Origin of the sequence: Fibrobacter sp. UWB15, assembly GCF_900177705.1 — a bacterium.
In the GTDB taxonomy this organism is placed as follows: domain Bacteria; phylum Fibrobacterota; class Fibrobacteria; order Fibrobacterales; family Fibrobacteraceae; genus Fibrobacter.
Genome location: NZ_FXBA01000009.1, coordinates 72,327 through 99,241, shown reverse-complemented (window position 1 = coordinate 99,241; position 26,915 = coordinate 72,327). Strand labels below are relative to the sequence as shown.

Here is a 26,915-nt window from a genome sequence, read left to right as displayed (position 1 = left end):
ATATGGAAACCCTTGAAAAAGAAGCGGCTGTTGCCCTCGATTACCTGTCCCGCATCTCAAAAGAAGCGGAAAAGAAGTTTGATGAATTTTTGCCGCCCGTAGCCGACCGTCCGAAAAGGCTCCACGAGGCGATGCGTTATTCGATGTTTGCAGGCGGCAAGAGGCTCCGCCCGGCACTGGTGCGTGCTGCATTCGACATGTTCGGCGGCAAGGGCGAATCGGTGGACTACGCCATGAGCGCCCTTGAAATGATTCACACCTTCTCCCTCATTCACGATGACCTGCCCTGCATCGACAACGATGACTTTAGGCGCGGAAAGCCCACGAGCCATAAGCAGTTCGGCGAAGCCACCGCCGTCATGGCGGGCGATGCCCTTTGCGTTTTGGCTTTTGAACTGATGGGCAAGACGGGCAATGCGAAGGCGATCGAAGTGCTTGCGCACCTGCTCAGCACCTACGGCCTTATCGGTGGCGAAATGATCGACATCGAGTGTGAAGGCAAGAAGGTGGACCTTGATACGGTTGATTACATCCATTACCACAAGACGGCGGCCCTCATCGAGGCGGCTCTCCAGGTGGGTGCGATGCTTGCCGGTGCCGACGACAAGTCTATCGAGGCTATCCGCGACTACGGCCGCGCCATCGGCCTTGCATTCCAGATTGTGGACGACATTCTGGACATTGTTTCTACGACCGAAGAACTGGGCAAGGATGCCGGTTCCGACATCGAAAAGGGGAAGGCGACATACCCGGCTCTCGTGGGTCTCGACAAGTCCCGCGAGCGTGCACACGAACTGTACGAGGAATCGCTCAAGGCTTTGGATGGCCTCAAGTGCGACACCACGATTCTGCGCTCCATTGCCGCATTCATCATTACCAGGGTTAACTAATGGACCTTAAGAATATCAAGTCCCCCCAGGACATAAAGCATTGCTCTGTCGAGGAGCTTTATCACCTGGCGTCGCAGATCCGCGAGACCATCATCGGTCAAGTGGCGAAGCATGGCGGTCACCTGGCTTCTAGCCTGGGTGTCGTGGAACTGACGCTTGCCTTGCATTACGTGTTCAATGCTCCTGACGATAAAATCGTGTGGGACGTAGGGCACCAAGCTTACGTGCACAAGCTTTTGACGGGACGTTTCGACCGTTTCGAGACGCTTCGCCAGCAGGGAGGCATTTCCGGATTCTTGAAGAGGAACGAAAGCGAGTACGACTGCTACGGCGCCGGACACGCGACGACCTCTATTTCTGCCGCCCTCGGCTTTGCCGTGGCGCGCGACCACTTCAAGCGCAAGAACAGCGTGGTCGCAGTCATCGGTGACGGCTCCATGACGGGCGGTATGGCTTACGAAGCCATCAACAACGCCGGTCTTTCGAAGCAGAACATGACCATCATCTTGAATGACAACAAGATGAGCATCGCCCCCAACGTGGGTAACTTCAGCAAGTACCTGAACCGCGTGATTTCGGACCCGGTCTACAACAAGATGCGTTCGGACTTGGACCGCCTGATGAAGCGCCTTCCGGGAATTTTGGGATCGCGTTTCCGTGACTTGTTCCTGCAGGCGGAACGCGCCGCGAAGACTGCGGTAAAGCCGGGACGCTTCTTTGAAGATTTAGGCATCCGTTATTTTGGCCCGATCGATGGTCACGACATTAACGAACTGATTATGCTGTTGCAGCGCGTCAAGGAACAGCCGGGCCCGTGCCTGGTGCATATCTTGACCGAAAAGGGACGCGGGCTTGATGCAGCCGTGAAGAACCCGACCAAGTGGCACGGCATTGGACCTTTCGACCCCGAAAGCGGACTCCCGCTTGCTCCGGGAAAGCCGAACCCGTCACTCACGCATGTGTTCGGGCAGACGTTGCTTGAACTCGCGAAGAAGGATGACCGCATTATCGGCATTACGGCTGCCATGCCTACCGGTTGCGGTATGGACATTGTGGCGAAGGAACTTCCGGACCGCGTGATTGACGTGGGCATTGCCGAAGAACATGCACTCACGTTTGCTTCGGGCCTTGCCTGCGACGGCGTGGTTCCGGTGGTCGCGATTTATTCGAGCTTTATGCAGCGCGCCTACGACCAGATTATGCACGACATCGCCTTGCAGAACTTGCATGTGGTGATGGTGCTTGACCGTGCGGGCCTGGTCGGTGCCGATGGCCCGACCCACCATGGCGCGTTCGACTTGTCATTCTTGCGCACGGTGCCGGGTATCACCATCTTGGCGCCGAGCAACGAAAACGAACTGCGCGACATGGTGCGCGCGTCTATCGACATGAAGGGCCCTGTCGCAATCCGATATCCGCGCGGGACCGCACTGGAAGAACACCTGAAACCCGCTCCCGAAACCGTGGACGTGAAGCTCCCGAAGGTTCTGGAAGAAGGCAAGGACATCTTGCTCCTGGGTGCAGGATTCATGACGAACGAACTCAAGAAGACGGCTGCCGTTCTCCGCGAAAACGGCAAGAACCCGACGGTCGTGGATGCACGCATTATCAAGCCGCTGGATACCGAGGCTTACCGCAAACTCTTTGACGCCCACAAGGTGATTGTGACGCTTGAAGACAACACGCTGGTAGGCGGTTTCGGTTCTGCCGTGGCTGAACTTATTGCAGATCTCGGACTCGAAGGCAAGCGCCTGTTGCGCTTTGGCCTGCCGGATCATTTTGTGGAACAGGGCGAAATTCCTGCCTTGTTCAAGCTTTTGAAAATTGACGGGGAATCCGTCGCCAAACAAATCATGGAAAAAGTATGAGCGAAGAAAATAAAAACCGCACCGTAAAAGTGACTCTGGACCGTAAGTTCGGAGTGAGCGAAAAGCCTGAACGTCGTCCGCGCCGCGACGATGACCGTGAAGAACGCGGTGGCCGCGAAGGCCGTTCTTTTGACCGTGGCGAACGTAAGTTTGGCGACCGTAAGCCGTTTGGTGACCGCGATCGTGGCGACCGCCGCGAAGGCCGCTTTGACCGTGAACGCCGTCCGCGTCGCGACGGTGATGACCGTGGCTCCTTCGGAAGCCGCGAAGGTCGCCGCCCGTTCGGTGACAGGGGTCGCTTTGGTGGCGACCGTCGCCCGCGCCGCGAATTCGCTTCTGCAGGGGCTCCGATTTACCGCCAGCGCCCCGAAGAACAGAAAGAAGAAGTCGAAGAAGTATTGGACGAAGCCGCACTCGAAGCACGCGTGGCACAGGCCGAAGCCAGCGAAGATTCCAACTTCAACCCGCCTTGGTACAAGAAGCTTTTGGCTCTCACTACCGAAAAGGGCCGCGAACGCGAAGGCAAGTTCCTTGGCGAAGGCGTGCATGTGGTGCAGGAACTCGTGAGCAATCACCGCGAACTCGTGATGGGCGTCTATGTGACCGAAGCCTTTAACGACGAAGCCCTGATTGAACAAATTAACGAAGCCGAAATCAGACTGAACGTGCTCACCGATGAACAGATGAAGCGTCTGTCTTCGACCATGACCACACAGGGCGTGATTGCCGTTGCCCGCATAGCAAGCAAGAAGCCGGTTTATGAATCGAGCCGCAGCGTGATTACGCTTGTGGACGCCGTGCAGGATCCGGGTAACCTCGGAACGATTTTCCGCACGAGCCTCGGCTTTGGCTCTGACGGTATGATTCTTGGCCGCGGCACCGTGAGCCCGTTCAACCCAAAGGTGGTGCGCGGTTCCTCGGGAACCTTCCTCCGCGTGCCTTTTGAATTCGACGTGGATCTCGTGGACCAGATCAACTTTTTGCGCAGCAAGGGTTACACTATTATCGCAACCGATTTGCATGCCAAGCAGTCCCTACGCCAGATTCCTACGAACAAGCTCCGCAAGATGGCATTCCTCGTGGGTAACGAAGGTGCTGGCACCAACCCGTACTTCATTGAACTTGCCGACGAAACGGTGAAGATCCCGATGAGCAGCGAACTCGAATCCTTGAACGTCGCTGTCGCTCACGGTATTTTGAGCTACGAAGCCGCCCAGATTCAAGAGGAACTTAAGTAATGAACTTCCAGGCTCGTTTAGAAGAACGTATCGCCAAGTGCGGTAACCCGATTTGCCTCGGCATGGATCCGGTCATGAAGTTGATCGACCCGTGCTGCCCTGAAGGTACTGCCGAAGACAAGATTAAGCGTTTTTATTCCGAAATTCTGGAATGCTGTTTAAAGCGTAACGTGACGCCCGCCGTAGTCAAGCCGAACAGCGCTTACTACGAATGCGTGAGCGTGCAGGCGATGCTCGTGCTGCAGCAGCTGATTGCCGACTACAAGAGCGCCGGCATCCCCGTTATTTTGGATGCAAAGCGCGGTGATATCGGCAAGTCGAGCGCGGCCTACGCAACTGCCGCTTACGATGTGTACAAGGCCGATGCCGTGACGGTGTCTCCTTGGATGGGTGCCGATTCCGTTGGCCCGTTCATCCGCGAAAATTCCGAAAACGGTGCGTACGTCTTGCTCCGCACGAGCAACAAGGGCGCCCATGACTTCCAGGACTTGCCGGTGGTCCGCAGCGACGACCCGCGCGACAACGCCGAAGCCTTCTATTCCGTGGCTGACAAGATTATGGAATGGGACGCGAACCTCGGCTACCTCGGTGCCGTGGTCGGTGCAACACATCCTGAAGAACTCGAAAAGATTACCGCCTACACGGTTGCACATAAGCACGAAATTCCGTTCCTGATTCCGGGTGTTTCTATTCCTGGTGTTCCGGGCGGTCAGGGTGGTGACGCGAAGACCGTGCTTACGGCAATCGCCAACGGCGGTGGCAAACGCAAGTTCCACGTGCTCAACAGCTCGAGCGGACTTAACTTTGCCTACCAGCGCAGCGGCAAGCCCGAAAACTTCGCAAGCGATTGCGTTGACGCTCTCGAAAAACTCGCAGAGGCCTGCAACTTCTAAGTTATGCGTTTCCTTGCTGTCATCATATTCGCTATCGCGGTTATCGCAGCGGCTTTTCATTTCGCAAAGCCGCTTCCCGGTACAAACTTCGACGAGTCATTCTTGCCGAAGGCATCGACGGTGCATTATGTGGCTGCAGGGCACGACGCGTCGGTGGCCGGTCTCTTCTGGATTAAAGGTCTCACGGAACTTGGCGAAAGTTACTTGACGGGTAAGGAATACGCCTACCTCGGTCATGTGGCTGAACTTTCTACGAGCCTTGACTCCTTGTTCTATACGCCGTATTACTTTGTCGGTGGCGTGACACCTGTCGATGCCCCTGATACTTCGGACTTCTCGGTACTGCGCCGCGCAAGTCGCGTGTATCCCGAGAACTGGCGCCTGTCGCTTTACTATGCGCTTCGCCTTGCCCGTGGCCCTTACCCGAACAAGACTGAAGCCGCTAATGTGATGCGCAAGTATTTCGATAGCCCGGACACGACGATACCTGACCACATTCGTACCATTTACCGCAGCTTCGAACTTGACTCCATGCAGACTGAAATGGCACTCGAAACCATCTTGAACGACGTGATGCAACCGCGCTTCAAGAAGTTCCGCAAGAGCTTCTACACAAAGATTACCAAGCTGCTCGGCTATAATTTCTTCGGCGAAGATTTAGAGAAGAACGAGACCTTCCAAAAAATCAAGACTCTCGTCGACGGCATGGCTGACGGCAAGATTCATCCGGCCGTTGTCTACCACGAACTCCTTGCCATGAAGAAAATTCGAGACGAAGAACTCGCGGAAGAAGCCAAGGCAAAAGAAACTGCTGCAGATTCTACAGCAACGAACGACACAACGACGGTCGTCGATACGACAGCCGCAGTCAATACTCCGGCAGACAGTTCAGCAAATTAAGTTGAAATTATTCCGCGCAGCGCTTGGCGTTGTTCGGAAGCCCCATCAGTTCAAAAGCGTTCCTGCAGCGGGCTTTCAAGTCCGCTACTTCGTTTTTAGGAGTGCTTTTCAATTGCGAACGATGATAAAGAATGGTCGCCGTGTTGTAAGGTTTATTAGCCTTGATGGCTTTTTCTTCGGCAACGCGGTAAAGGGAATCGGCTTCGCCGCTGCCGGAAAGGTCGGCCATGCGAGCCGCGGTAAAGGCGTAGAATCCGCCCTTCTTGTCGGAACGCTTGCCGGTCATTTTTAAAGCATCGGGAGCGCGGTCGCTACGGACGGCCGCATAAGCAATAGCGCATTCTCCGTAGAAGGCAGCCTGCGCCGTTTCTTCGGCTTTTTTCAAAGCTTTTTCATCGTAAGCGCTGCAAATCTTTGCGGCTTCCCGGTATTTTTCCTGCGCGTTCAGAAGGCTGATTTTAACCTTCGTGTATTGCAAGAGCGTTCCTTGGTCCAAAACTTCTTTGCGGACGACCGAGAGCAACGAGTCTGCAAAATCCAGGTCGAGGCTCATGGTACGAATTTGCGCCATGGCGACAAGTACGCGGCCTTCCGAAAGCAAGTCTGCTTCTTTGCGGCTTGCAAGCAGGGCACGTTCGAGCTGGTTGTAGCCCTTTGCGAATTTGCCCTTGTCTAAAGATCTTTGGGCACGGAACGAGTAAACGCCCGAATCGGAAGCACTTGCAATGGATCCCGCGGCAAGGAGCGCGATAATGGCAGTCTTAAACTTTACCATAACGTCTCCACCATAAAGGGCACGGAATCTTGGTTAGGCATGGAACGCTTCACAATCCACATGTTCGAAACGCCAGCCATCAAGTCGTCTGCATTCTGGAGCGTCTGCTCCGTTGCTTCCATAAAGTCCGAAAGTCCAGAAGTAACGAGGCTTACCTCGTTCAGGAGTCCATCGACACGGCCAAAGGTTTTATCCACCTGACCCATCAAGCCATCGACGCGGCCCATCACGTTGTCCACCTTTTGTGGCAAGGGCCTGACCTCAACCATCATTTCAGAGACAGTCGTTGCAATGGTATCCACCTTTTCAAGCAAGACCGGAACGTGATATTGGATAGTATCGAACAAACCGGATGCCTGGTGCAAAACTTTTGTGCCTTGGTAAGTAATATCGTCAAGACGCATGAGCTGACGGTTCAAGTTGTCGTACAAAAGTCTGGAACCAAACAGAGCACCAATGGTTGTACCCGTATCCTTGGCCATACCGAGAATGGTGTCAGCAGCATCGATCAAACCGTTTACGCGGCCCAGAACCATGTCCACTTTTTCCAAGACGGTTTCGATATCCTGCGACTCTTCTGGTGGCAAAAAACCGCCATCTTCCAATACGGTGCCTTTACCACGGCGAATGTCAATGTTAATCACACGCGCCGCAATCATGTTTTGGTCGCGCATGGCGAACACCTTGGCGCTATCTGTAATCAAGCTCTGGTACTGCTTTCGGATAATAAAACCGATCCTGACACCTTCCCCTTCGACGGTCATACTGTCGATACGGCCCACATTCACACCGCTAATCAGGACTTGGGTGCCCGGGCGAAGACCGAATGCCTTTTCGAAGCGGCTATATAGGTGGTATTCTTCCACACCGATCATGCCGGAGGAGAAAAGCTTTGCATAAAGCACAATGCCAAAAACCATCACGGCAACGGCAAAGAAGATACCGACCAAGAGGCCGGACATTTCCATCCAATTGATACGCTTAAATGGTTTAAAAGCCATGTCAAGAATATAGATTAAAGACTTGTCAATAAATTCATTAAGTAAAAAAAAGTATGCGAAATAGTTGCAAATCGATGTATTATCTATTTTTTAGGTATGGAATACTTTGAATTTTTGAACAAATCGGTGACTCCGTACCATACGGTAGAGGCCTTAAAGGCCCTTTTTGACGCAAAATGTGGAAAAAACACCCGTTTTTTTGAACGCGGTGGTGCCTTGATTGCCGTAAGAGCTCCAATGCAAATTTGTTCGGACTCGCAGTTTAGGATTGCCCTCGCCCATACGGATTTCCCGACTTTGAAAATCACCCCCAACCCTGATCACGTTGCCGCAGGAATTCAAACACTGCATCCTGAAATTTACGGAAGCCCCATTTACACCAGCTGGCTGGATCGAGACCTGGGTTACGCTGGATTACTCGCCTATGAAATGAACGAAAAAGTCCAGACAATGTTGTTCCGTGGAAATAAATTTGTCCGCATTCCGCAACTGGCAGTTCACCTGAATCGAGGAGTCAACCAAGACGGTCTCAAAGTGAACCCGCAGACCGATTTAAACGCCTTGTGGACCGCAAGCGTCGGTACAAAGTTTACAGATATATTACAACAGGAAGTCCCGCAAGGCGGAAAACTATTGGATTTTGACGTGCAGCTCTTTGACGCGCAGCCTGCGCAGTTTGGCGGACTCGAAAACGAATGGATTTACTCGGGTCGCCTTGACAACCTGAGCAGTTGCCACGCCATTGCCGAAGCCTTTGCTGCCGGCCACCCCCTAGAAAAGGACTTTCAGGTGGCAGCCTTCTTCAATAACGAAGAGGTTGGTTCCGAAACCCGCGAAGGTGCCGGAAGCAATTTCTTGAAAAGTGTGTTGGAATTGTCGCTGCGAGAAAATTGTGCGGCCGAAAGAATTCAACTGGATTCGATGCTTGCTGCAAGCCTTGCGCTTTCTATCGACATGGCCCATGCCGAACACCCGAACTTTGTGCAAAAGCATGAACCCAACCACGCTCCCGTTCTGGGTGGAGGCGTGGTACTGAAGATGAATTCTCAAAAGCGCTATGCCAGTGACGTGTTTTCGAACGCCCGTTTCAAGCTGCTTTGTGAACAAAATAATGTCCCGTGCCAGACTTTCGTGATGCGTAACGATATGCCCTGCGGCTCGACGGTTGGCCCCGCCATTTCGGCCTCGCTCGGGATCCCGACGGTAGACATTGGCGAGCCCATGCTCAGCATGCACAGTATTCGAGAGATGACCGCGGTCAAGGATCACGAAAAAATGACAAGTCTGCTTTTTGCGTTTTGGAAATAGCCTCAAATAGTTATATTTACCCCCATGCGTTTACCGATAAAGTCTACATTGAAAAATCTTGTGACGGCTATTCTTGAAAAAATCAAGGGTTGTTTTAGACAAGATTCCTTTGCCCTTTGGGGATTGCTGGTTATTCTGCTCAATTTCGTGATGCTGCACGGAATCGGGTTCGCATCGGATTTGACGTTCTGGCGCCATTGGGTAACTGACTTGCAGCAGGGTGTCGGGAACTTTACCGGCAACTACCCGCCGCTTTATGTGTTGTGGCTTCGCGTGGTCGGGTGCATTTACCAGATTACCGGCCTCAACATGGATCTGGAATATGAACTCAAGCAGTTCTGCCTTTTCCCGGTGATTTTAGCCCACATTTCGCTGGCGCATTTTGTGTGGTTGCGCATTCATAAAAAGAGCTGGCTTCCCGAAGTCAAAACCATCGTGATGCTCCTGGTGGTGGCAAACCCGGCGTTTTACCTGGACGGCCCCATTTGGGGACAGGTCGACGTATTGCCGGTGACGTTCTGCGTGTGGGGACTTTGGTATGCCTCTCGCCCCAAGACGTACGGCCTAGGCATGGCTCTGTTTATGCTTGGACTTTTGACGAAGTTCCAGATGATTATGTTCTTGCCGGTGTTCGGAGCTCTTTCTCTGCGTTACCGCAAGGTGATGTGGCAAGGACTTCTCTCGATGACGGGCGTGTTCCTGCTGGTGTTCTTGCCGTTTATTATCGCGGGAAACTTTAGCAAGGAATTTGCCCAGGCTTACCTGAGTACGATCGACGAATATCCTTATGCATCGATGAATGCAGGTAACTTGTGGATGGTATTCTCGGGGAACATGACGCCGCAATCCAGGCCGATTTTCGAATGGGCGCCCTCGTTCATGAATCCGGGCCTGCTAGGAAAGATTTTCTTTGTGGTTATTTCGGTCGCGGTAATGGCATTGACCTTCTTCAAGCGCTTGCCGGTATCGCGCGTGATGACCTTGGCGGCATTGAATGCGTTAGCCTTCTTTATGATTTTGCCTTGCATGCACGAACGTTATGTGCTTGCCGCCGCTGTCGTTGCCATTGCAGGAGTCGCCTGCAAGAATCGCCCGGTGGTGATTTGGGCGGTACTCCTTTCGATGGTCGCCTTCTTGAACATTTCGATGATGACATCCATTCGCGGAAGCGCGCTCTGGTATTGGATTGCCATGACGGGAATCGTGGTAATGCTTGCCTACATGGTGCATACGTTTGCGCCGGCTGCACTCGACAAGGCTTTGCTGGTATGCGGCAAGGTGAAGTTGCCCGCACTTGTGCCGTATGCATTGTTTGCCTTGATTTATTTGGTAGATGTGGGCGGGAGCTATTTGCAGCAGGCAAAGACTGCTTACCACCTCAAGAAGGGTGAAAGCTTTGTTTATGACTTGAAATTGCTACACCAGTCTCAAGGCTACGGCAACACGAATATCGGCAAAACGGTCGACAATAATCCATTGCATTTGAACGGAACGCTTTACCTGAACGGAATCGGATCGCATGCGCCGTCGAAACATGTTTATGCGCTTCCGGAAAACGCTTCTCGCTTTACCGTGACTTGTGGCGTTGATGACGAATCGGGCAACGGTGTGGTAGAATTTATCGTGCGTGTCGACGACAAGGAAATCTGGCGTAGCGGGCGTATGGAAGGCCGCCAGACGGCAACTGCCGACTTGGACATTCGTGGTGGTAAAAAAATTTCTCTTGAAACCGATGAACTGGGCTCCAAAAATTTCGACCACATTGACTGGGTGAACCCGGTGGTGCATGTAGATTAATAAAGTCAAGCCATATCTTTACCTAAGAGAATGTCTGGCCGTGCGCTAGGCATTTTTGTATATTCTTAGTCGAAGGTATTAGAATGCGTTTACTTGTTTTTTTGATGTGTTTACTTGCTGCCGGGCTGTGGGCGCGCCCCATTAATGACGGCAATAAATTGTTTAAGAACGGCGACTACGCCGGTGCGCTCGAAAAGTACATGAAGGCCCGTGAATCGGAGCCTGCAAACCCGCTTTTGTTCTACAATATCGGAACTTGCCAGTACAAGCTCGGCAACTATGACGAAGCCAAGAAAGAGCTTGAGAGCGCCGTGCGCATGCCCGATAAGGGTATGGCGGCGAAAGCAGCCTACAATTTGGCGAATACGCATTTCCGCATGGGCGAAAAAGCGGCTGAAGGTAGCGAACGCATTGCTGCCTGGCGTGAATCGGTGGCATACCTGAAAAAGGCGATTGACCTCGACAATACTTTTGAAAATGCGAAGAAGAACGTGGAAATCGTTCAGCGCAAACTGAAAGAAGAACTCGACAAGCAAAAGCAGAATCAGGACCAGAATCAGGATAACAACGACCAAAAGCAGCCGCCCCTGAGCGACAAGGCCAAGGAAGTTCTGGCCCGAGCCCTGCAACTTTGCAAAGACGGCAAGTACGCCGAAGCAAAGGAAATGCTCGAGAACCTGATTGCCGAAGACGAGACCGCCGGCCAGCTCAGCGGACACGTGCAGCGCATTGACGACGTCATCGAAATCAAGGCCGGCCGCAAGCCCAAGGCGAAGATTGACGCCAGTAACACCGACAACGACCTGGAGGTAATCTAATGGCTATGAGCTATGGGCACGCTCCCTTCGGTCGCTTCGAGGTGCGAGCTATTCAGATTTGTGCAGTTGTATTTTTCCTTGCGGTGGCAGCGTTTGCGGCACCGAAGTCGGCAAGCGCCTACTACAGCGATGCGGCGTTCCAGTATATTGAAAACCGCTTGCCCTCGGCAGAAATTACTTGTAACGAAGGCCTGCAATATTATCCGAACGACCAAAAACTGCAAATGCTCCTAGACCGTATTCACGAGGCCAAGGACGAGCAGAAGAACGAAAACAAGAAAAACGACAAGAATCAGGATAATAACCAAGACCAGAATCAGGACCAGAACAAGGACGAAAATCAGCAGGACCAGAATAAGGACCAGCAAAACCAAAACCAGAATCAGAATGGTGACGGGCAGTCCAGCAGTTCTGAATCTGATCAGAATCAAGACCAGCAGAATGGTCAGAATGGCGACCAGTCCAGCGATTCGAAGTCCGAAAGTTCCGACAGCAACGAAGGCGGTGCCGGCCAACAGCCCGAGCAGCAGCCCGAGGGCGAATCCAGCGACAGCAATGGTGGCGAAGAACCGCAGGAACAGCCCGTGCAGATGGGTGAAATGAGCCCTGAAGAAGCGGCACAGCTGTTGAAGGATTTCGACGAACAGAACGGCGAACGCAAGCCCTGGAAACCTATCCGCGGCCAAGCAAGACCTGCCAAAGACTGGTAAGGGAATCAAGCGAGAACCCACTTGTGGGTTCGCATTTGATACCCGCAAGGTCTTGCGCTCGAAGAGCGCAATGACTGGTAAGGCGAGCGCCTCAAGATTGGTAAGGGTATCAATTGTCACCCCGGCTATGGTGCCGGGGTCATCTTTTTTATATTGCAAATTATGAGAAATCTTGCCCTTGCTTTTTGTTTTAGCGCCCTGGTGGGTGCAGGCTTTATCGCCTGCGGTGACGATTCTTCGTCGGCAAATGCCGCCGATACACCTTCGAGCGAAAGCTCGCTCTTGTCCAGTTCTTCGGCGGATGATTCTGCCGGAGCCAAGTCTTCGAGTTCGGAAAAAGCATCTTCTGAATCGGCTCCGGTATCGTCTTCATCTGTTGCGTCGGAGGTTTCTTCGTCGAGTTTGGCGCCCGCGTCTTCTGGCAATAGCACCCCCGATGACGGCAAATGCACCGCTTGCGATAGCTTTACTGCAGCAGACCCGGAGCTTACCGAAAACGGTGGCAAGGGTTCTGTGACTACCTACGGAAGCATTACGGCGAAAGAAACGAGCTTGGGTGGCGCCTGCAATTACGGCCAGACCAATATTCAATACTATGCGGCAATCCATGTGAACGTTTCTCCCGGAGATGAAAAGGGCCCGTGGAATGGTGGCGCCGCTTGCGGTGGCTGCGTGCATGTGAGGGCAAGGACGCCGGACGGCTGGAAAGAAGTCACGGTGCGCATTACCGACCGTTGTCCCGATGCAAATTGCGGAGTAGACTTGGGCGGTGCTCCGGCCTCTGATATTATGGGGATCAACGTTGGCCGTTATTCCGGCGAATGGGAATTCGTGAGCTGCGAAGGCGTAGACGGCGTGTGGGGTGATTCCACATCGCTCTGGGTCAAGGAAGGTGCCAGCGAATTCTGGAGCATTATCCATGTGCGCAACCCGAAAGACATGGTCAAATCCATTACGATTTACGGCGTAGATACTCGCGATGTTCATGAACTCGAAATGGTCGTGGGCACCGAAAACTTCTGGACGGTTCCACAAAGCGTGCTGCAAACGGACAACCGCTATCGTGTCGTGGTCAAGTACCGCACCGGAACCGATGACGAGTGGAAAATAAAAGGCTCTGACTTAGCAGAGCCCGAAGCGAATCTGTATTTGTACGAACACCGCGATTAAGACGTATGTATATGATATTTCAGGCATAATGAACGGATGACGATATATATACTCAAAATCTTTTTAAATTGATTGTAGAAAAATGCATAATGCCGTGGGAGGGCAAACTTGTATGGATTTTGATAAGATTCTATCGCATTATAAGGCGAAAGCCTGCGTGATGTCCGTGGAACTGTACCCAGATGGATCTTATGGGAATATCCGCGTTGTGGCTGGGAATAAGGCTCATTGCGAAGAAATGGAGTCAACACAGGGGCGCCCGTTTGTGCCGGATTGTCCGTATGAGTTTTGCTTCCCGAAAAACCAGAACTTCGAAGACCACTGTTTCCGCTGCGTGCAGTCAGGCAAGCCTCTCCATGCTTATGTGAACCTTTACATGATGGGCCTCTGGCTGAACATGTTCTTGATGCCGCTGGATTCCGACCGCGAAGACGTCGGTTACTGCGTTTACTGTTACGATGTCGCACCCAAGGCTGATTCTTCGGCCATGGCAGACCTTTCCGGAGACACCGCCTCGAATGTTCTCAAGGCTTGTATCAAGCTGCGCGGTGCAGAAAATGTCAAGCAGACTTTCCAGGAAGTGGTCGAGGATATCCGTAAATCTTGCGAATCCGATCAATGCTGCATTTTGCTCACCGATGCTGAAAATCGCGAGTGCTCCATTTTTGCAGAATCGACTCGAGAAGGTCTGAAAGTACAGCCGATGTCGCGATATGTCGAAGGCTTTTACGCGATTGCAGAAACATGGCCGGAAACGCTTGCCGGCAGCACCTGCATTATTGTGAAAGACGAACGCGATATGGAAAAGCTGCGCTTGACGAACCCGATTTGGGGCTCGATGCTTGACCTTTCCGGCGTAAAGACGATTATGCTTTTCCCGTTGCGTCATGGCGGTGAATTGCTTGGCTACTTGTGGACGGTTAATTTTAATGTCGACAATACGCTGATTATCAAGGAAACGCTTGAAGTTACAACGTTCCTTATCGCATCTGAAATTTCGAGTTACTTGCTTTTGAACAAGCTTCAAACGCTAAGTACGATCGATTCGCTTACTGGCGTGAAAAATCGTAATGTAATGAACAACCGCATTGACCAAATTGTGGCGGGGCGTAAGCCGACTCCCAAGGCCGTTATATTTGCCGACTTAAACGGACTCAAGTACACAAACGACGAACAGGGACATCTCTCTGGCGATAAAGTGTTGCGTTCGGCGGCAGAAATTCTGCAATACGTTTTCCCAAAAGAAGATGTGTATCGCGCCGGTGGCGACGAATTCATGGTGCTTGCTTCTGACATTACGGAAGACGAATTGAATACCCGCATTGCCAAAATACGCACGATGGCAAAACTGTCCGAAAACGTGTATTTCTCTATTGGCGTATGTTGTGGTGAACCCGATGTTCGTCGGGCAATGCATGTTGCAGACGAACGAATGTATGTCGACAAGAAGTCTTTTTACATCGAACACCCTGAATTAAAATACAGATAAGACCGTGAGGCTTCATGAACCAGCCTCGCGAATCTCGAACTTACGCAGCCATTGACTTAAAGTCGTTCTTTGCCTCGGTGGAATGTATCCTTCGGGGCCTTAATCCGCTTAAGGCAAAACTTGTAGTGGCCGACGAAAGTCGTACTGAAAAGACGATTTGCTTAGCGGTGACACCAGCGTTAAAAGCTTACGGAATTCCGGGGCGTGCGCGACTTTTCGAGGTGAACCAGAAGGTGCGCGAGGTGCTGCGTCGTACGGGCGAAAAGATTGAATTTACCATCGCAAAGCCGCAGATGGCAAAGTACGTGGAGTATTCCACGAAGGTGTACAATGTTTACTTGAAGTATGTGAGCGCCGAAGATATTCACGCGTATTCCATTGACGAATGTTTTCTGGACTTGACGAAATACCTGAAGTTGTACAAGAAGACTGCACGGGAATTGGTGAAGACGATTATTCAAGATGTCTTTGCGACTACAGGAATTACGGCCACCGGTGGCATCGGCACCAACTTGTACCTATGCAAGATTGCGATGGATGTGATGGCGAAGCATGTGGATGCGGATGCCGACGGCGTGCGCATTGCAGAACTTGACGAAATGAGTTACCGCAAGCAACTTTGGGCGCACAGGCCGCTCACGAGTTTTTGGCAGGTGGGCCGCGGGATTGCAGAGCGCCTGGAAAATTGCAGGTTGAATGCGGGGCGCGGCATTTACACGATGGGCGATATTGCTCGCGTGAGTGTGAAGAATCCCGAAGCGCTGTATAAGTTGTTTGGCGTGAATGCGGAGATTTTGATTGACCATGCTTGGGGTTACGAGCCTTGCACGATTGCGGACATCAAGAAGTCGAAACCGCGGAATAGGAGTACGGGCGAAGGCCAGGTGCTGCAGGATCCGTATCCGTTCGACAAGGCGCGTCTCGTGGTGCGCGAAATGGTTGACACGGTTTCGATGACCTTGATTGCGCATGACCTTGTGACAAACGCGATGGTGCTCACGGTGGGTTACGACCGTGAAAACGTGGACAATGGAATTTACCACGGCGTGACCGTGACGGATTTTTATGGGCGCACGATTCCAAAGCCCGCTCATGGCACGGCAAGCATTGGTTATTATACCAGCTCGCAGTCGGTGATGGCCGATGCCGTCATGAAGCTTTTCGACCGCATCGTGGACCCGAAATTGACGGTGCGTCGTTTGAATTTGGTGGCCGCCGACATTGTGGATGCGAGCCACGAACAGTACGACCTGTTCACTGACGTGCAAAAGCAGGAAAAAGAAAAGAAACGCCTGAAGGCGGAACTCCTCATCAAGAAACGCTTCGGCAAGAATGCCATCGTGAAGGGAATGGATTTGCAAGAAGGTGCTACCACCATCGAGCGCAACGGACAAATCGGAGGACATCGTGCCTAATTATGAATGTGTCATCCTGAGCTAAACGAAACTTAGAACGTTAGTTCTCTAGTTGAGTTATGCCCTTTGGGTAGAAGTCGAAGGATCTAATATATGATAGATAACTATTCTGACATAATAGATTTGCCGTATCCGCGGAACGATTGGAATTTTTTGATAAAGCATCCGCGCATGAATGTGGAAGATCGCGCAAAGATTTTCCACCCGTTTGCGGCGTTGCGCGGGCATGCCGAGGCGCTTGACGCGACGGCCGAACGCAAGCTTGAGGCGGTCGCGAACGAACTCACGCTAGACGAGAATTTTTAAATTAGTGGTATCATGTCGCAGCCTGTTCGCAACATTGCAATCCTTGCCCACGTAGACGCCGGAAAGACGACTCTTTCGGAGCGTATTCTTTTTGCGGCGGGCGAGGTTCGCCGGCCGGGCAAGGTGGAAGAAGGCCTTGCCACTATGGACTACATGCCCGAAGAAAAAGAGCGCGGCATTACCATCGAGAGCGGCGTGGCGCATTTTGAATGGAAGAACACCTGGTTCAATTTCATCGATACGCCGGGACATGTGGATTTTGGTGCCGAAGTCGACACGGCGCTTACAGCCGTCGAGGGCGCGGTACTTGTGGTGAGCGCCGCGAGCGGAGTGGAAACGCAGACGATGGCCGCCTTCCGTAAACTGCGCGAAGCGGGCGTGCGGACGATTCTGTTTGTCAATAAGCTTGACAATCCCGATTATTCGCTTGACGAAACGCTAATTAATATTGAAGAAGTTTTAGGCGTGCGCCCGGTGCTCATGACGCTCCCGGAATACAAGGGCGGACGCATGTCGGGCGTACTCGATGTGCTGAGCAAGAGCCGCCTGATTCATTCGGATACAGGCGAAGAAGTTGTTGACGATTCCTGGCCGCAAGCAGGCGAGGTGAGCGATTCTACCGAGAAAATCAAGAAGCATTATGCCGAGGCGGTAGAATTCGCGAGCAACTTCGATGACGAAGTCTTGCAGCTTGCGCTCGAAGGAAAATCGGTTCCGCCCAAGACACTTTTGCGCGGGCTCAAGGAACTGGCGAAGAGCAATGATTACGCGCTTTGCTATGCAGGTTCGGCTATTGAAGGTTTTGGTGTACGCAGCCTGACGACGGCATTGACCTTCTTCTTGCCCGATGTACCTGAATTCGATCCTAACGAATTAGGACAGGTGATTCGCTTGCGCCACTTTAAGGGCGTGGGCGAGATTTCACTGTTCCGTAGTCATACGAACATGGAGCGCAAGGAATGGCCCGCGGGTTTTGAATTTTCTCGCCTGAAAGCAAACTTATTGCAGCCCGTCGAAGAAATCCGCGCGGGCGATATTTACGCCATGCGCAGCCCGTTCGAAACGGAACTTGGGCAGGTGATTTATTTAGACGGAACGTCATTGCGAGCAGAAGGCGAAGCAATCCATGACGAATCAACATCCCTCCGCGACAAGTACCAGCCGCTCTTGCAGACCCGCGTGGAATGCTTGGGCGCCGAAGATTATCATCATGTCGAAAAGAGCCTGAATGTTTTGGCTCGCATGGACCCGAGTTTCCGCGTGCAAAAAGACGATGGCGGATTCTGGTATTTGCATACGGTGGGCGAAGTGCAACTCGACGTATTGCTAGCCCGACTCAAGCGTGAATTCGGCTGCGAAGTCAAGGCCGGTAGCCCCGAGGTGCGTTGGCAAGAACGCCTGTGCCGTAACGTGGGCCCGGTCGAAAATACATTCCAGCTTGGCCCCCACAAGATTTCTATCAAGCTTTCGGCGACGCCGCTCGATGGCGACGCACATGACATTCGCCTGTCGGCTGAATTCCTGGAAACAGCCCCGCGCGAAATTTTGGCGGGCGTGCGTTCTGCGCTTCTGGAATCTACGGAAATCGGCGTACTCGGTAAGGGCCCGCTCGTAGGCGTGTGCTTTGAAGTCCATGAATTTACCTGGACCGAAGGCGCTTTGCCGCCCATGATCAAAAAAGCTTGTGCCGATGCGGTCACCAAGCTTATCAAGCCTGCCGATGTTCAATTGTACGAACCTGTCATGGAGCTGTCGCTGGAATGCCCTGTGAATTTTGCAGGCCTTGTGACGGGCGATATCCAGTCTCGCGACGGCAAGGTGAAGGAAATCGGTGGCGACGGCAAGACCCATTTTTTGAAAGCCGATGTCCCGCTGCGCAAGATTTTTGGTTACGCCACAGGCGTGCGTAGCATCAGCAAGGGCACTGCGCTTTATAGTATGAAGTTGCTCGGCTACCGCCCCGCGACAGTTTGATATATATTTAAAACATGAGCGCCCAAATCCCCAATCCAAATACGATTCATCCAGTCGCTGGCTACGACAAGGAAATCTACGTCAAGCCGACCATCAAGAATCCGAACATCATCGTCGGGGATTTTACCTACATCGCTGACTCGGAATTCGAAAGCCATGTGACGCACCATTACGACTTTATCGGCGACAAGCTCATCATCGGGAAGTTCTGCCAAATTGCAGCTGGCGTGGAATTTGTGATGAATGGCGCGAACCACCAGATGAATGCCGTTTCGACTTTCCCGTTCTATACGCTTGAAGGCTGGGACATGAAGCCACCTGCTGCAAGCGAAATGCCGTTCAAGGGCGATACCGTTATCGGGAACGATGTGTGGATTGGGCAGAATGCGACTATTTTGCCTGGCGTGCATATTGGTGACGGCGCGATTATCGGCGCGAACAGCGTTGTCGCTAGCGACGTGGAACCTTATTCGATTGTCGTCGGGAACCCGGTCAAGTTGATCCGCTACCGCTTTGACGAAGAACTGACTTCGCTGCTGCTGAAGTTTAAGTGGTGGGACAAGCCCGTCGAAGAAATCAATGGGTTGATTCCAATCCTCACGAATAGTGATTTGGAATTCGTAAAAAACAAAATTCGGGAATTAACAGAAAAGGTGGTTTAAAACCACCTTTTTAATTTGCAATTTTTGGCGCGTTACATTCTCGCAGCGCGGGCGCGGCGGCGGAAATGCTCGATAAGCGGAGCGACCGTTTCCTTAAAATCGTCGTGAGTCTCGATTCGCACGAAGTCAATCGACATGCGCTGGAACAGTTCCTTGGTCGCCTTACCCTGGCGCTTTGCCTCGCGGGCGAATGCTTCGCGGAAAGTCGCATCGCCGGTATCAATGAGGAGTGTTTCTCCGGTTTCGGGATCTTCAAGTTCTACGAGGCCCGCGGGCGGGAGTTCCATTTCGCGCGGGTCAACGACAGAGACCGCAAGCACGTCGTGGCGCTTACGGAGAATCTTGAATGCGTTCTCGAAACCTTCGTCCAAGAAGTCGCTCATCACCACGACGACGGCACGACGGTTCAGAATCTTGCCGGCATACTCCAGCGCCACCTGCGTGTTCGTGCCGTGGTGCTGCGGCTTGAAGTAAAGGATTTCGCGGATAAGCCGCAGCACGTGCTTGCGACCCTTCTCCGGCGGAATAAAAAGTTCGACCTGGTCGGTGTAAATCAGCAAGCCGACCTTATCGTTGTTCTTGATGGCGGCAAATGCGAGCAAAGCGGTCAAAGTCGCCATGACCTCGCCTTTCATCTGCTTGCCGGATCCGAATTCCGAAGAGCTGGACGCGTCGACCATCAAGAGCATGGTCATTTCGCGTTCTTCGATAAACTTCTTCACATACGGCGTGCCCGTTCGAGCGGTCACGTTCCAGTCAATGGTACGCACATCGTCGCCCGGCATGTATTCGCGAACCTCGCTGAATTCCATACCGTTCCCCTTGAAGGAACTGTGGTAGGCACCGGTCATCACGGTGTCGAGCGTGCCGCGAACGCTAAGTTCAATGCGGCTCACGGTCTTTAAAACTTCTTTATCTAGCATTTCAAAGTCTCTTTTACACCAAGAATATACAAAAGTGTAGGGGCAGGGAGTAATCGCCAGGATAATAAAAAAAGGAGACTTTTAGTCTCCTTTTGCAATTTCTAGGTGTATAGCGGTTAATTCTGCTTTATAGGGAAGTTTGTCTGGATGCTGAAACCGCTCATTGTTGTTCGACGGGCACAGAAGAAAATATCGATGGGGTAATCCTTGCCTTCTTTCATGTACGAGCTGTAAGTCTTGTTCAGTGTTTTCAGCTGCACGAAACTTGGTGCGTTTACGTGGTTGCCGCCGTTATCTACGGCTAGCTTGTTGCCGATAAACACCCACTGGTCGCCATTGGCCGAAAACGCAGCTTCGAGACTGTCGGAGTAAGTGAAAGATCCGTGAATTTCCATACAGAAGTGTTGGTTACGGTTATTTCCTGTCCATCTTGAAACGCCTACCCAGTTCCATAAGCTGGGAGTATCGCCATTTGCAAATAGTCCGTTGCATTCGCGACCGCCTGTCCAACCAGCGGAGTTGCAGTAGTGGTAGAAATCTATTGTATCGGAAATAAAAAATGGTCCATCGGCTTTGCGCACTGTCCTAGCGTCTAGTGTGGGGCCTTGTTTGATTCCGTTGACCGCTATAATATCGTTGTCTGTTGTATTTTCAACAGGAAAAAATCCGCCAACATCACCAGCTGTGTGAACTGTATCGGAATTGAATCCCCATAGGCCATCTTCATTTTTCTCAAAAGGCATTTCCCAAGCGGTTACTTCGTTTACACCCTCCGTGTAGTTGAACAACTGGTTGAAGTATTTTTCGTCTATGAAACAGGCTTTGCCGTCTTCGGCGAGAGTCGGTTTCTTGTTTTCACCTAGGGTTGTTTCTACAGCTCCCTGGATTACTCCGAAACAGGCATTGACTGCCGCGACTGCGGTTTTTGCATCAACACCCTGAGCTCCGGTTTGGCATCCTTCGCCAGCAGAGAGACCGTGGTTGCCGACATCGCAAGAGAACAGCGGATGCAGTGATGCATCGGTGTCGTAAATTGTAGCCGTCAACGAAGCCTTTGCGGGCTTGACATCTTTCGAGGAGCTACTGGATTTTTCCTCCTTTTCGGAAGAGGAACTCTTCGCCTCGGCGGAACTTGAAGATTCGTCCTTCGCCGAAGAGACCTTTTCGTTTCCGGAACTGTTCTTTTCGGTAGACGAGCTTGATTTATCCGTCTTCTTGGACGAACTTGATTTTTCGTCAGAAGTGCTTTCAGATTTCCAGCGGCCTTCGGTACATGTCAGGAATCCGTGCTCGTCAAGAACATAGGCCGAGACGCCATTGCGCTTGTCGGAACAGTTGGGAAGGTCTTCCCTTATCGCGGCGACATCTTCTGCCTCTTCCCATTTTTCGTCAAGGCAGATGCGGATAGAAGAATCGTCTTCGATGAACGAGACCTTTTCCTCGCGCTTTTCAGTGCAGCTCGGCAGGTCGTCGACCGTCTTTACGGAATCCATCTGGACTTCTGTGTTCGGGTCGTCTTTCGGGGTGTTGGGCGAGGAATCCGAATCACCGCAGCCGGTCAAGGCGACAAGCGGCGCCGCAACGGACAGGGCCAGAACGTAGGCGTATCGTTTCATATCCATCTCCTTGGTGTAAGAAACATCCAATCCGGTGCAGAGACAAATACCTACCAGATAAGAGCTGCTTCTTAAATTATATGCCTAGCTATAATATACATTTAATTCTGAATATAGGGCCGCGGGCGTTATCTGTCGATTGAAAAAGTGATTTATTTCGCATTTTCGATTTCTCGATCGAACTTTGAATAGGCGTTACATTTGCTTTTAGATTAGCAACGCCCTGATGTAATGTTCGACCTGCTTCACGGAGAGCGCTTTAGCGGCTGTCTCGAAGGTGGCGATGAAATTCTTGCCGAGAATGTAGCCGCTCGCCGCATAGTGGGCGATCTTCTGGACGGTTTTCTCGGCGTAGTCTGGGTCACTCATGAGTCCGAAGTGCTCCCAGATGATTTCTTCGCGGGAACGCTTGTCGAGGCAGGTAAAGTCGGGGTAGAGCGTGCCCCAACCCTTGACGCTCGTGGGGTATTCGTAGCGGAAGGGGACTCCTGCGCGACTGAGCGCGTCCGCGATAATGACTTCGGACTTGGAGCGGACGCGCACGCCCGTGCCCGTGTAAAGTTCCGGGGCATTGATCTCGAAGGGCTTGCCGGTATAGGGTACATGCAGCCATGCGGCGATAAAGTCTTCGTCAGGTTCGTGCACGGGCGCAACAAGGACGCGGCGGCCGGGATTGAGTCCGGTGTAGGTTGCGTCAAGCGCTCCTGGTCGGTAATCGGCAAGAAACCGGTCAATGGTCGAGATCTGCTTTTTGAGGGCGTCCGCCGCGTTCCTGTTGTAGTCGCGCTGGGCAATCGCCCGCGCCTTGCGAATTTCCTTGCGCGGAAGGTAGGTGCCGTTTGACGCTCCATGCGGTTCCACGATGTAATACTGCGGGCGATTGTGGTTTGTGATAACGCGGAGATTCCCTATAGGTAGATGCCTTGGCTTTTCAGGAATTTTCGCGAGCAGCTCACGAAGTGACGAGCGTTGCCTATTCGCCGCAAGAACCAACGGATCGTTTTGTGTATGTTGCATTCCCATTGTTTTTCCTTGTTAAACAAAAAAAAGCGCTGATATGTTGTTAAGACATAGCAAACGCTTGGGAATGCGGCTAATGTACAAAATAATGCAAAGTTTGTCAAATGGCACACAACGCCGATTGAGTAACGTGCCTGCGGGCTGTTGGAAAGTTGCATTGTATTTACTCTGGTATGGCGCTGGGCTGCTAAATGGCGAGAGAATGCATATTTGGGAAAAAATAGGGCTTTGCGGGCGAAGCTTACATACTGAATTGGGAAAAAAATTGTTTAGTATGTAAAAAATGGACGAAGACAGTCCACAATCGAGACTTTTGCCCCGTCAAGCTGGAATTTGAGTCGCAAAATGGTCTTTTTAGGGACAAAGTTCGGTTAATTTATTCTGAAATTACATACCGAGCGCCAGAAAAAGCGAGTTCAATATGTAAGCGCTTTGGCGAACTGCATGGAATTACATACTAAAAGCCGCTTTCGAGTCATTTAGTATGTAGCAGAGAGCGGAAGAGGGGGATAATTGTAGGTCATGGGGAATATTCACCCCCGATTTTTTTCCTTTTATCGCCAAAATCGTAGTTTTGCATCGATTTATGCTCTCGCACCTCGAAAAAATGATTATTTTGTTAAGCGCAAGGCTGAATCACTCAACCCTAATTACAGGTAGCTATGTCGGCAAAAGTAACGAGCAGCGACAAGATTGAAGATTTGTTCCCGGAAACCCCCATCCGCAAAATCATCACGCCGATGGAACGGTTGATGAAGGTGGAAACGACCGGTGGCATCGTTTTGATTATCATGACGATTGCGGCCCTGATCTGGGCGAATATCAGCCCTGAATCTTACCATCATGTTTGGCACATGCCGTTTGCCTTGACGATTGGCAGTTGGGTTGGGTCGGCCGATTTGCATTGGCTCATTAACGACGCCATGATGACGATTTTCTTCTTCAATATCGGGCTTGAAGTCAAGGGCGAAATGACCTATGGCGAACTCAGGAACCCGAAGGCGGCGAGCCTCCCGATTATCGCGGCGGCTGGCGGTATGTTGTTCCCGGCTTTGATTTACTTGCTGCTTTGCCCGCATGGCGCCAATAGTGCGGCCCACGGTTGGGGAGTTCCGACTGCAACGGATATTGCTTTTGTGGTGGGTTGCATGGCCATTCTCGGTAAAAAAGTGCCGCATGCCCTGCGTGTGATGATTTTGACTCTGGCGATTGCCGACGATATCGGTGCAATTCTCGTGATTGCAATCGGTTACCCGAGCGGCGACGGCGTGAACTTTGTTGCGCTCGGTACGGGTTTTGCCTTGCTCGCCTTGATCAACGTGATGTTTAGAATTGGCGTGCGCAACTTGCTTTTGCATGGCGTGATCGGTATTGCGGTGTGGGCGTTCTTTGTGAAGAGCGGCGTGCACCCGACTATTGCGGGCGTGCTGCTCGGACTCTCGGTGCCGGCAAAGCCTGTGCTTGCGAAGGGCAAGCTTGCTCATTTCGCTGGCAGCGTGGGTGGCGCTCTTTCGGGCGAAGCGAAGGACCGCAACGAACAGTACGAAGTGTTTACGCTTTTGAAGCGTGGTGCCCGCGAAAGTATCTCGATGCAGGAACGTTTCTTCAAACCGCTCGTGCCGTGGGTGAACTTCTTTATTATGCCGCTGTTTGCACTCAGCAACGCAGGTGTCGAAATCAAGCTCGGTGGAGTGGAAGTGCCGGTGATGGGTGCGGTGGCGCTCGCCTTGATCCTGGGTAAGCCGATTGGCATTTTCCTGTTCAGTTTGCTTGCCGTAAAGATTGGCGTGTCGGTGAAGCCGAGCTACAGCTGGAAGATTTTGTGGGGCGGCGGTATGCTTGCCGGTATCGGCTTTACCATGGCCTTGTTTGTAGCTAACCTCGCTTTCGAGGTGGGCGACCGTCAGGATTCCGCGAAGCTCGGTATTCTCATGGGTAGCTTCTGTGCCGCAATCCTTGGCACCATCTACATGAACCTCGTGTCGAAGGCGCATCACGAAGAATCGTAATGTCGCACTTTGTGTACATGCTCCGTTGTGCGGGCAACCGCATTTATACGGGGTATGCTGTGGATGTAGAAGCTCGTTTTGAACAACATAAATCCGGCAAGGGAGCGAAGTTTACCAAGGCGTTCCCGCCGGAATGCATTTTAAGAAAATTTGAGCTTTCCTCCCACGAAGAGGCGCTGCGTCTGGAGGCGCGCATCAAGAAACTGCCCCGCCCGCAAAAGGAGCTGCTCGCCGCAGGGAATGTGACCCTGGCCGCAGAACTGCTCGCAGGCCTCGGCGAAACGCTTGAAGAATGTCGCGCCCGCAAGCGCCGCGAAAAACGGGAAAACATTACCTCTCACGACGATTGATATTGTATATTTCTGCAAGAAAGAATCTGTCGAAATAGGGGATGAAATGTTTTTTACTGACAGAATAAATACGCTTGAAGCCTTGTTCCGTGTCCGGGTGGCCATCTTTGGGAAAAAGCTCCAGGTTTTCGAAGGGCGTGATGGCGTGATGAGTCTTTTGCAGGAATCGCTTGATGTGCAAACTAACGAAAGGGATTATCAAACCGCCTTAGATATAATCAGCCCCTTGGTGAAGGTGGCAGAAGATCATCCGTTCGTTTCTGACGATTCCGTCGAATATATCTCGATTTCCAGCAGAATGGAACGCGCCCTTTACTGGCATTATTTTGAGGCTCAATCAAGTCGATTGGTAAAGAACGTTCATTCCTGCTGCCCGATGGAATTTATTTGGCGGCAGGCAGGCCTTTTGGAATTGAACCTGGCAAATTATCCTGACGCAGAAAAGGCAATGTCCAATGCGACAAAATGGAACCCGGTTTCGGCAAAATACAGGCTCATGCTTGCACGAATCCATAGCGATCAAGGGCGTTGGGAGAATGTAGTAGAAGATGCAGTGGCGGCCATGAAAGTCGCCTACCGGGCGAGCGATTTGATTCTCTGTTTTAGATTCCTGCGCAATTATTTCCTTTACAAAAAGATGTATTTGGAGGCGGTATACTGCAGTTTCGCGCGTCTAAATTATACGGATTCCGGTTGCGCTCTTGATGAAATCGTCGATGACATTTTGGGGTACGCCACGATGGTCGATGTTGAGCATGACCAATCGAATGACGAAAGCATCACGGAGTCCTTAAAGCGCTTTGGCATTACACTCGGATTTAATCCGGATGTCGTGGCGGTCGCGAAAAAGAATTGTGAAGAAGCTTTTTTGGCCGGCGATGCGGAGTTGGCGAATTACTTCGCCGAAATCATGTCGGGCTTGAAAACCGTGCAGGAAAAGAAAGAGGCTTTTAACTTAAAGCAGCTAGTCGAACACTACAAGAACATCAAGAGTTGATTATTTCACAATCAAGTCCACAACAAGCGCAATTGCCATGCCGATGCTGCAAACGCTAATGAATCGCTGAATAAACTTGTTGCCTTTTTTACGCTGCAAAAAGCTCCCGAAATAGCCTCCAACCCAGGCGCCACCTGCCATCAACACCGCAATGGGCCAGTTGATTTTGCCGTTGATTCCAAGGGTGACGGTACTTACCACCAAGAACACGTTGGTGAGGGAATTCTTGAGGGCGTTAATCTGGATTGGCGCAAGTCCGGTGTAGCGCGTGAGTCCAAAAATCTGCACAAATCCGACACCAACTTGCACGATGCAACCGTAAACGGCGATGGCGAAAAATCCAAGAGCGCCTTTGAGAGTCAACTTTTCAGGTGGAGCCACCGGAGGTTTGCCCAGGATATCCTTGCGCAGGTTGCTCATGACGACCACAAGGCAGATGACGACGGCAAGAATTGCCTGGAACAGCTTGTCACCGATGCGCACTAGGAAACATGCTCCAAGAAGGGCACCGAGGATAGTGGGCGTGAGCAGTTGAAAGAAAACGCGCTTGTTCAGGTAGCCGTGACGCGCCAGGTTGAAGGCGCTGCTGAAATTCCCGATAATGAGTCCTATACGATTCGTACCGTTTGCAACAGTGGCGGGCATCCCAAGGAAAATCATGATAGGCAGGCTCAAGGTAGAGCCGCCGCCTGCGATACTATTGATAAGACTTACCACTGCGCCTAATACGAAATAGGCGGCGTAAAGTGCAAGTGCTGTAGGCTCGAAATTCATCGCGCCCAAATA

General features: G+C 51.9%; 24 protein-coding genes. 18 read left to right on the top strand and 6 right to left on the bottom strand.

Annotated features, from left to right (window positions below; all coding sequences use genetic code 11):
• The first annotated feature begins 2 nt into the window (after nucleotides 1-2).
• The 5 genes from B9Y58_RS12065 to B9Y58_RS12045 are packed head-to-tail and all read left to right on the top strand — an operon-like array spanning nucleotide 3 to nucleotide 5,789.
• Entirely contained in the window at nucleotides 3-890 is an 888-nt protein-coding gene (locus tag B9Y58_RS12065) for a polyprenyl synthetase family protein (RefSeq protein ID WP_073057230.1), read from the top strand.
• Entirely contained in the window at nucleotides 890-2,758 is a 1,869-nt protein-coding gene (gene dxs / locus B9Y58_RS12060) for a 1-deoxy-D-xylulose-5-phosphate synthase (protein WP_073057227.1), read from the top strand. The genes B9Y58_RS12065 and dxs overlap by 1 nt, the downstream gene beginning before the upstream one ends.
• A complete protein-coding gene (locus B9Y58_RS12055) occupies nucleotides 2,755-3,996 on the top strand; it encodes a TrmH family RNA methyltransferase (protein WP_073057224.1) in 1,242 nt (413 codons plus the stop codon). The genes dxs and B9Y58_RS12055 overlap by 4 nt, the downstream gene beginning before the upstream one ends.
• Complete coding sequence (pyrF, locus tag B9Y58_RS12050; RefSeq protein ID WP_073057221.1) at nucleotides 3,996-4,889, top strand: orotidine-5'-phosphate decarboxylase; 894 nt, start codon at nucleotides 3,996-3,998, stop codon at nucleotides 4,887-4,889. The genes B9Y58_RS12055 and pyrF overlap by 1 nt, the downstream gene beginning before the upstream one ends.
• A gap of 3 nt (nucleotides 4,890-4,892) precedes the next feature.
• Nucleotides 4,893-5,789 carry a hypothetical protein gene (locus B9Y58_RS12045; RefSeq protein WP_073057218.1) on the top strand — a complete coding sequence of 299 codons (897 nt, stop codon included), beginning with the start codon at nucleotides 4,893-4,895 and terminating at the stop codon, nucleotides 5,787-5,789.
• Nucleotides 5,790-5,796: 7 nt separating this feature from the next.
• Here B9Y58_RS12045 and B9Y58_RS12040 read toward each other — a convergent pair whose 3' ends face one another.
• A complete protein-coding gene (locus tag B9Y58_RS12040) occupies nucleotides 5,797-6,564 on the bottom strand; it encodes a hypothetical protein (protein WP_085534934.1) in 768 nt (255 codons plus the stop codon).
• Nucleotides 6,558-7,565 (bottom strand): MlaD family protein, encoded by a 1,008-nt coding sequence (locus tag B9Y58_RS12035; RefSeq protein WP_085534933.1) that lies wholly within the window; start codon nucleotides 7,563-7,565, stop codon nucleotides 6,558-6,560. The genes B9Y58_RS12040 and B9Y58_RS12035 overlap by 7 nt, the downstream gene beginning before the upstream one ends.
• Nucleotides 7,566-7,661: 96 nt before the next feature.
• On the opposite strand from B9Y58_RS12035, the gene B9Y58_RS12030 reads away from it, so the two are divergent.
• From B9Y58_RS12030 to B9Y58_RS11985, 10 genes are all read left to right on the top strand, one after another.
• Nucleotides 7,662-8,873 (top strand): M18 family aminopeptidase, encoded by a 1,212-nt coding sequence (locus B9Y58_RS12030; RefSeq protein WP_085534932.1) that lies wholly within the window; start codon nucleotides 7,662-7,664, stop codon nucleotides 8,871-8,873.
• Between the two features lie 24 nt (nucleotides 8,874-8,897).
• Nucleotides 8,898-10,670, top strand: coding sequence for an NPCBM/NEW2 domain-containing protein (locus B9Y58_RS12025; protein ID WP_083532339.1), 1,773 nt, complete (start codon nucleotides 8,898-8,900; stop codon nucleotides 10,668-10,670).
• A gap of 83 nt (nucleotides 10,671-10,753) precedes the next feature.
• Complete coding sequence (locus B9Y58_RS12020; protein WP_073057203.1) at nucleotides 10,754-11,488, top strand: tetratricopeptide repeat protein; 735 nt, start codon at nucleotides 10,754-10,756, stop codon at nucleotides 11,486-11,488.
• Nucleotides 11,488-12,198, top strand: coding sequence for a hypothetical protein (locus B9Y58_RS14620; protein ID WP_158278357.1), 711 nt, complete (start codon nucleotides 11,488-11,490; stop codon nucleotides 12,196-12,198). Before B9Y58_RS12020 ends, B9Y58_RS14620 begins: the two co-directional genes overlap by 1 nt.
• A 162-nt stretch (nucleotides 12,199-12,360) precedes the next feature.
• On the top strand, nucleotides 12,361-13,368 hold the full coding sequence (locus B9Y58_RS12010; protein ID WP_083532338.1) for an expansin family protein: 1,008 nt from the start codon (nucleotides 12,361-12,363) through the stop codon (nucleotides 13,366-13,368).
• Between the two features lie 112 nt (nucleotides 13,369-13,480).
• Nucleotides 13,481-14,857: a sensor domain-containing diguanylate cyclase gene (locus tag B9Y58_RS12005; protein WP_073057315.1), complete on the top strand. Its 1,377-nt coding sequence runs from the start codon at nucleotides 13,481-13,483 to the stop codon at nucleotides 14,855-14,857.
• 14 nt (nucleotides 14,858-14,871) lie between these two features.
• Complete coding sequence (locus B9Y58_RS12000; protein ID WP_073057197.1) at nucleotides 14,872-16,272, top strand: Y-family DNA polymerase; 1,401 nt, start codon at nucleotides 14,872-14,874, stop codon at nucleotides 16,270-16,272.
• A gap of 93 nt (nucleotides 16,273-16,365) precedes the next feature.
• Nucleotides 16,366-16,578, top strand: coding sequence for a hypothetical protein (locus B9Y58_RS11995; protein WP_073057194.1), 213 nt, complete (start codon nucleotides 16,366-16,368; stop codon nucleotides 16,576-16,578).
• A gap of 12 nt (nucleotides 16,579-16,590) precedes the next feature.
• The gene (locus tag B9Y58_RS11990; protein ID WP_073057191.1) at nucleotides 16,591-18,552 is read left to right on the top strand and encodes a GTP-binding protein; all 1,962 of its coding nucleotides are present in this window, start codon (nucleotides 16,591-16,593) and stop codon (nucleotides 18,550-18,552) included.
• Nucleotides 18,553-18,566: 14 nt separating this feature from the next.
• Entirely contained in the window at nucleotides 18,567-19,214 is a 648-nt protein-coding gene (locus tag B9Y58_RS11985; RefSeq protein ID WP_073057189.1) for a CatB-related O-acetyltransferase, read from the top strand.
• A gap of 32 nt (nucleotides 19,215-19,246) precedes the next feature.
• On the opposite strand, the gene B9Y58_RS11980 is transcribed toward B9Y58_RS11985, so the two are convergent.
• The 3 genes from B9Y58_RS11980 to B9Y58_RS11970 form a co-directional block, all read right to left on the bottom strand.
• Nucleotides 19,247-20,137, bottom strand: a complete 891-nt coding sequence (locus B9Y58_RS11980; RefSeq protein ID WP_073057186.1) for a DUF58 domain-containing protein — start codon at nucleotides 20,135-20,137, stop codon at nucleotides 19,247-19,249.
• 116 nt (nucleotides 20,138-20,253) lie between these two features.
• Nucleotides 20,254-21,753: a fibro-slime domain-containing protein gene (locus B9Y58_RS11975; protein ID WP_158278356.1), complete on the bottom strand. Its 1,500-nt coding sequence runs from the start codon at nucleotides 21,751-21,753 to the stop codon at nucleotides 20,254-20,256.
• A gap of 207 nt (nucleotides 21,754-21,960) precedes the next feature.
• Nucleotides 21,961-22,776 carry a hypothetical protein gene (locus B9Y58_RS11970; RefSeq protein ID WP_143154703.1) on the bottom strand — a complete coding sequence of 272 codons (816 nt, stop codon included), beginning with the start codon at nucleotides 22,774-22,776 and terminating at the stop codon, nucleotides 21,961-21,963.
• Nucleotides 22,777-23,435: 659 nt separating this feature from the next.
• Here B9Y58_RS11970 and nhaA point away from each other — a divergent pair.
• Genes nhaA through B9Y58_RS11955 form a run of 3 tightly spaced genes read left to right on the top strand, consistent with a single transcriptional unit; the run spans nucleotide 23,436 to nucleotide 26,129 of the window.
• Complete coding sequence (nhaA, locus tag B9Y58_RS11965; RefSeq protein WP_073057177.1) at nucleotides 23,436-24,782, top strand: Na+/H+ antiporter NhaA; 1,347 nt, start codon at nucleotides 23,436-23,438, stop codon at nucleotides 24,780-24,782.
• Entirely contained in the window at nucleotides 24,782-25,132 is a 351-nt protein-coding gene (locus B9Y58_RS11960) for a GIY-YIG nuclease family protein (RefSeq protein ID WP_073057174.1), read from the top strand. Before nhaA ends, B9Y58_RS11960 begins: the two co-directional genes overlap by 1 nt.
• Nucleotides 25,133-25,178: 46 nt before the next feature.
• Entirely contained in the window at nucleotides 25,179-26,129 is a 951-nt protein-coding gene (locus B9Y58_RS11955) for a tetratricopeptide repeat protein (RefSeq protein WP_073057171.1), read from the top strand.
• On the opposite strand, the gene B9Y58_RS11950 is transcribed toward B9Y58_RS11955, so the two are convergent.
• Nucleotides 26,130-26,903: a sulfite exporter TauE/SafE family protein gene (locus B9Y58_RS11950; RefSeq protein WP_073057168.1), complete on the bottom strand. Its 774-nt coding sequence runs from the start codon at nucleotides 26,901-26,903 to the stop codon at nucleotides 26,130-26,132.
• Between the last annotated feature and the right edge of the window lie 12 nt (nucleotides 26,904-26,915).

Bases quoted from the DNA above. Each gene is read 5' to 3' on its own strand.
- B9Y58_RS12065 (WP_073057230.1), top strand. From the start codon at position 3: ATGGAAACCCTTGAAAAAGAAGCGGCTGTTGCCCTCGATTACCTGTCC.
- dxs (WP_073057227.1), top strand. From the start codon at position 890: ATGGACCTTAAGAATATCAAGTCCCCCCAGGACATAAAGCATTGCTCT.
- B9Y58_RS12055 (WP_073057224.1), top strand. From the start codon at position 2,755: ATGAGCGAAGAAAATAAAAACCGCACCGTAAAAGTGACTCTGGACCGT.
- pyrF (WP_073057221.1), top strand. From the start codon at position 3,996: ATGAACTTCCAGGCTCGTTTAGAAGAACGTATCGCCAAGTGCGGTAAC.
- B9Y58_RS12045 (WP_073057218.1), top strand. From the start codon at position 4,893: ATGCGTTTCCTTGCTGTCATCATATTCGCTATCGCGGTTATCGCAGCG.
- B9Y58_RS12040 (WP_085534934.1), bottom strand. From the start codon at position 6,564: ATGGTAAAGTTTAAGACTGCCATTATCGCGCTCCTTGCCGCGGGATCC.
- B9Y58_RS12035 (WP_085534933.1), bottom strand. From the start codon at position 7,565: ATGGCTTTTAAACCATTTAAGCGTATCAATTGGATGGAAATGTCCGGC.
- B9Y58_RS12030 (WP_085534932.1), top strand. From the start codon at position 7,662: ATGGAATACTTTGAATTTTTGAACAAATCGGTGACTCCGTACCATACG.
- B9Y58_RS12025 (WP_083532339.1), top strand. From the start codon at position 8,898: ATGCGTTTACCGATAAAGTCTACATTGAAAAATCTTGTGACGGCTATT.
- B9Y58_RS12020 (WP_073057203.1), top strand. From the start codon at position 10,754: ATGCGTTTACTTGTTTTTTTGATGTGTTTACTTGCTGCCGGGCTGTGG.
- B9Y58_RS14620 (WP_158278357.1), top strand. From the start codon at position 11,488: ATGGCTATGAGCTATGGGCACGCTCCCTTCGGTCGCTTCGAGGTGCGA.
- B9Y58_RS12010 (WP_083532338.1), top strand. From the start codon at position 12,361: ATGAGAAATCTTGCCCTTGCTTTTTGTTTTAGCGCCCTGGTGGGTGCA.
- B9Y58_RS12005 (WP_073057315.1), top strand. From the start codon at position 13,481: ATGGATTTTGATAAGATTCTATCGCATTATAAGGCGAAAGCCTGCGTG.
- B9Y58_RS12000 (WP_073057197.1), top strand. From the start codon at position 14,872: ATGAACCAGCCTCGCGAATCTCGAACTTACGCAGCCATTGACTTAAAG.
- B9Y58_RS11995 (WP_073057194.1), top strand. From the start codon at position 16,366: ATGATAGATAACTATTCTGACATAATAGATTTGCCGTATCCGCGGAAC.
- B9Y58_RS11990 (WP_073057191.1), top strand. From the start codon at position 16,591: ATGTCGCAGCCTGTTCGCAACATTGCAATCCTTGCCCACGTAGACGCC.
- B9Y58_RS11985 (WP_073057189.1), top strand. From the start codon at position 18,567: ATGAGCGCCCAAATCCCCAATCCAAATACGATTCATCCAGTCGCTGGC.
- B9Y58_RS11980 (WP_073057186.1), bottom strand. From the start codon at position 20,137: ATGCTAGATAAAGAAGTTTTAAAGACCGTGAGCCGCATTGAACTTAGC.
- B9Y58_RS11975 (WP_158278356.1), bottom strand. From the start codon at position 21,753: ATGAAACGATACGCCTACGTTCTGGCCCTGTCCGTTGCGGCGCCGCTT.
- B9Y58_RS11970 (WP_143154703.1), bottom strand. From the start codon at position 22,776: ATGGGAATGCAACATACACAAAACGATCCGTTGGTTCTTGCGGCGAAT.
- nhaA (WP_073057177.1), top strand. From the start codon at position 23,436: ATGTCGGCAAAAGTAACGAGCAGCGACAAGATTGAAGATTTGTTCCCG.
- B9Y58_RS11960 (WP_073057174.1), top strand. From the start codon at position 24,782: ATGTCGCACTTTGTGTACATGCTCCGTTGTGCGGGCAACCGCATTTAT.
- B9Y58_RS11955 (WP_073057171.1), top strand. From the start codon at position 25,179: ATGTTTTTTACTGACAGAATAAATACGCTTGAAGCCTTGTTCCGTGTC.
- B9Y58_RS11950 (WP_073057168.1), bottom strand. From the start codon at position 26,903: ATGAATTTCGAGCCTACAGCACTTGCACTTTACGCCGCCTATTTCGTA.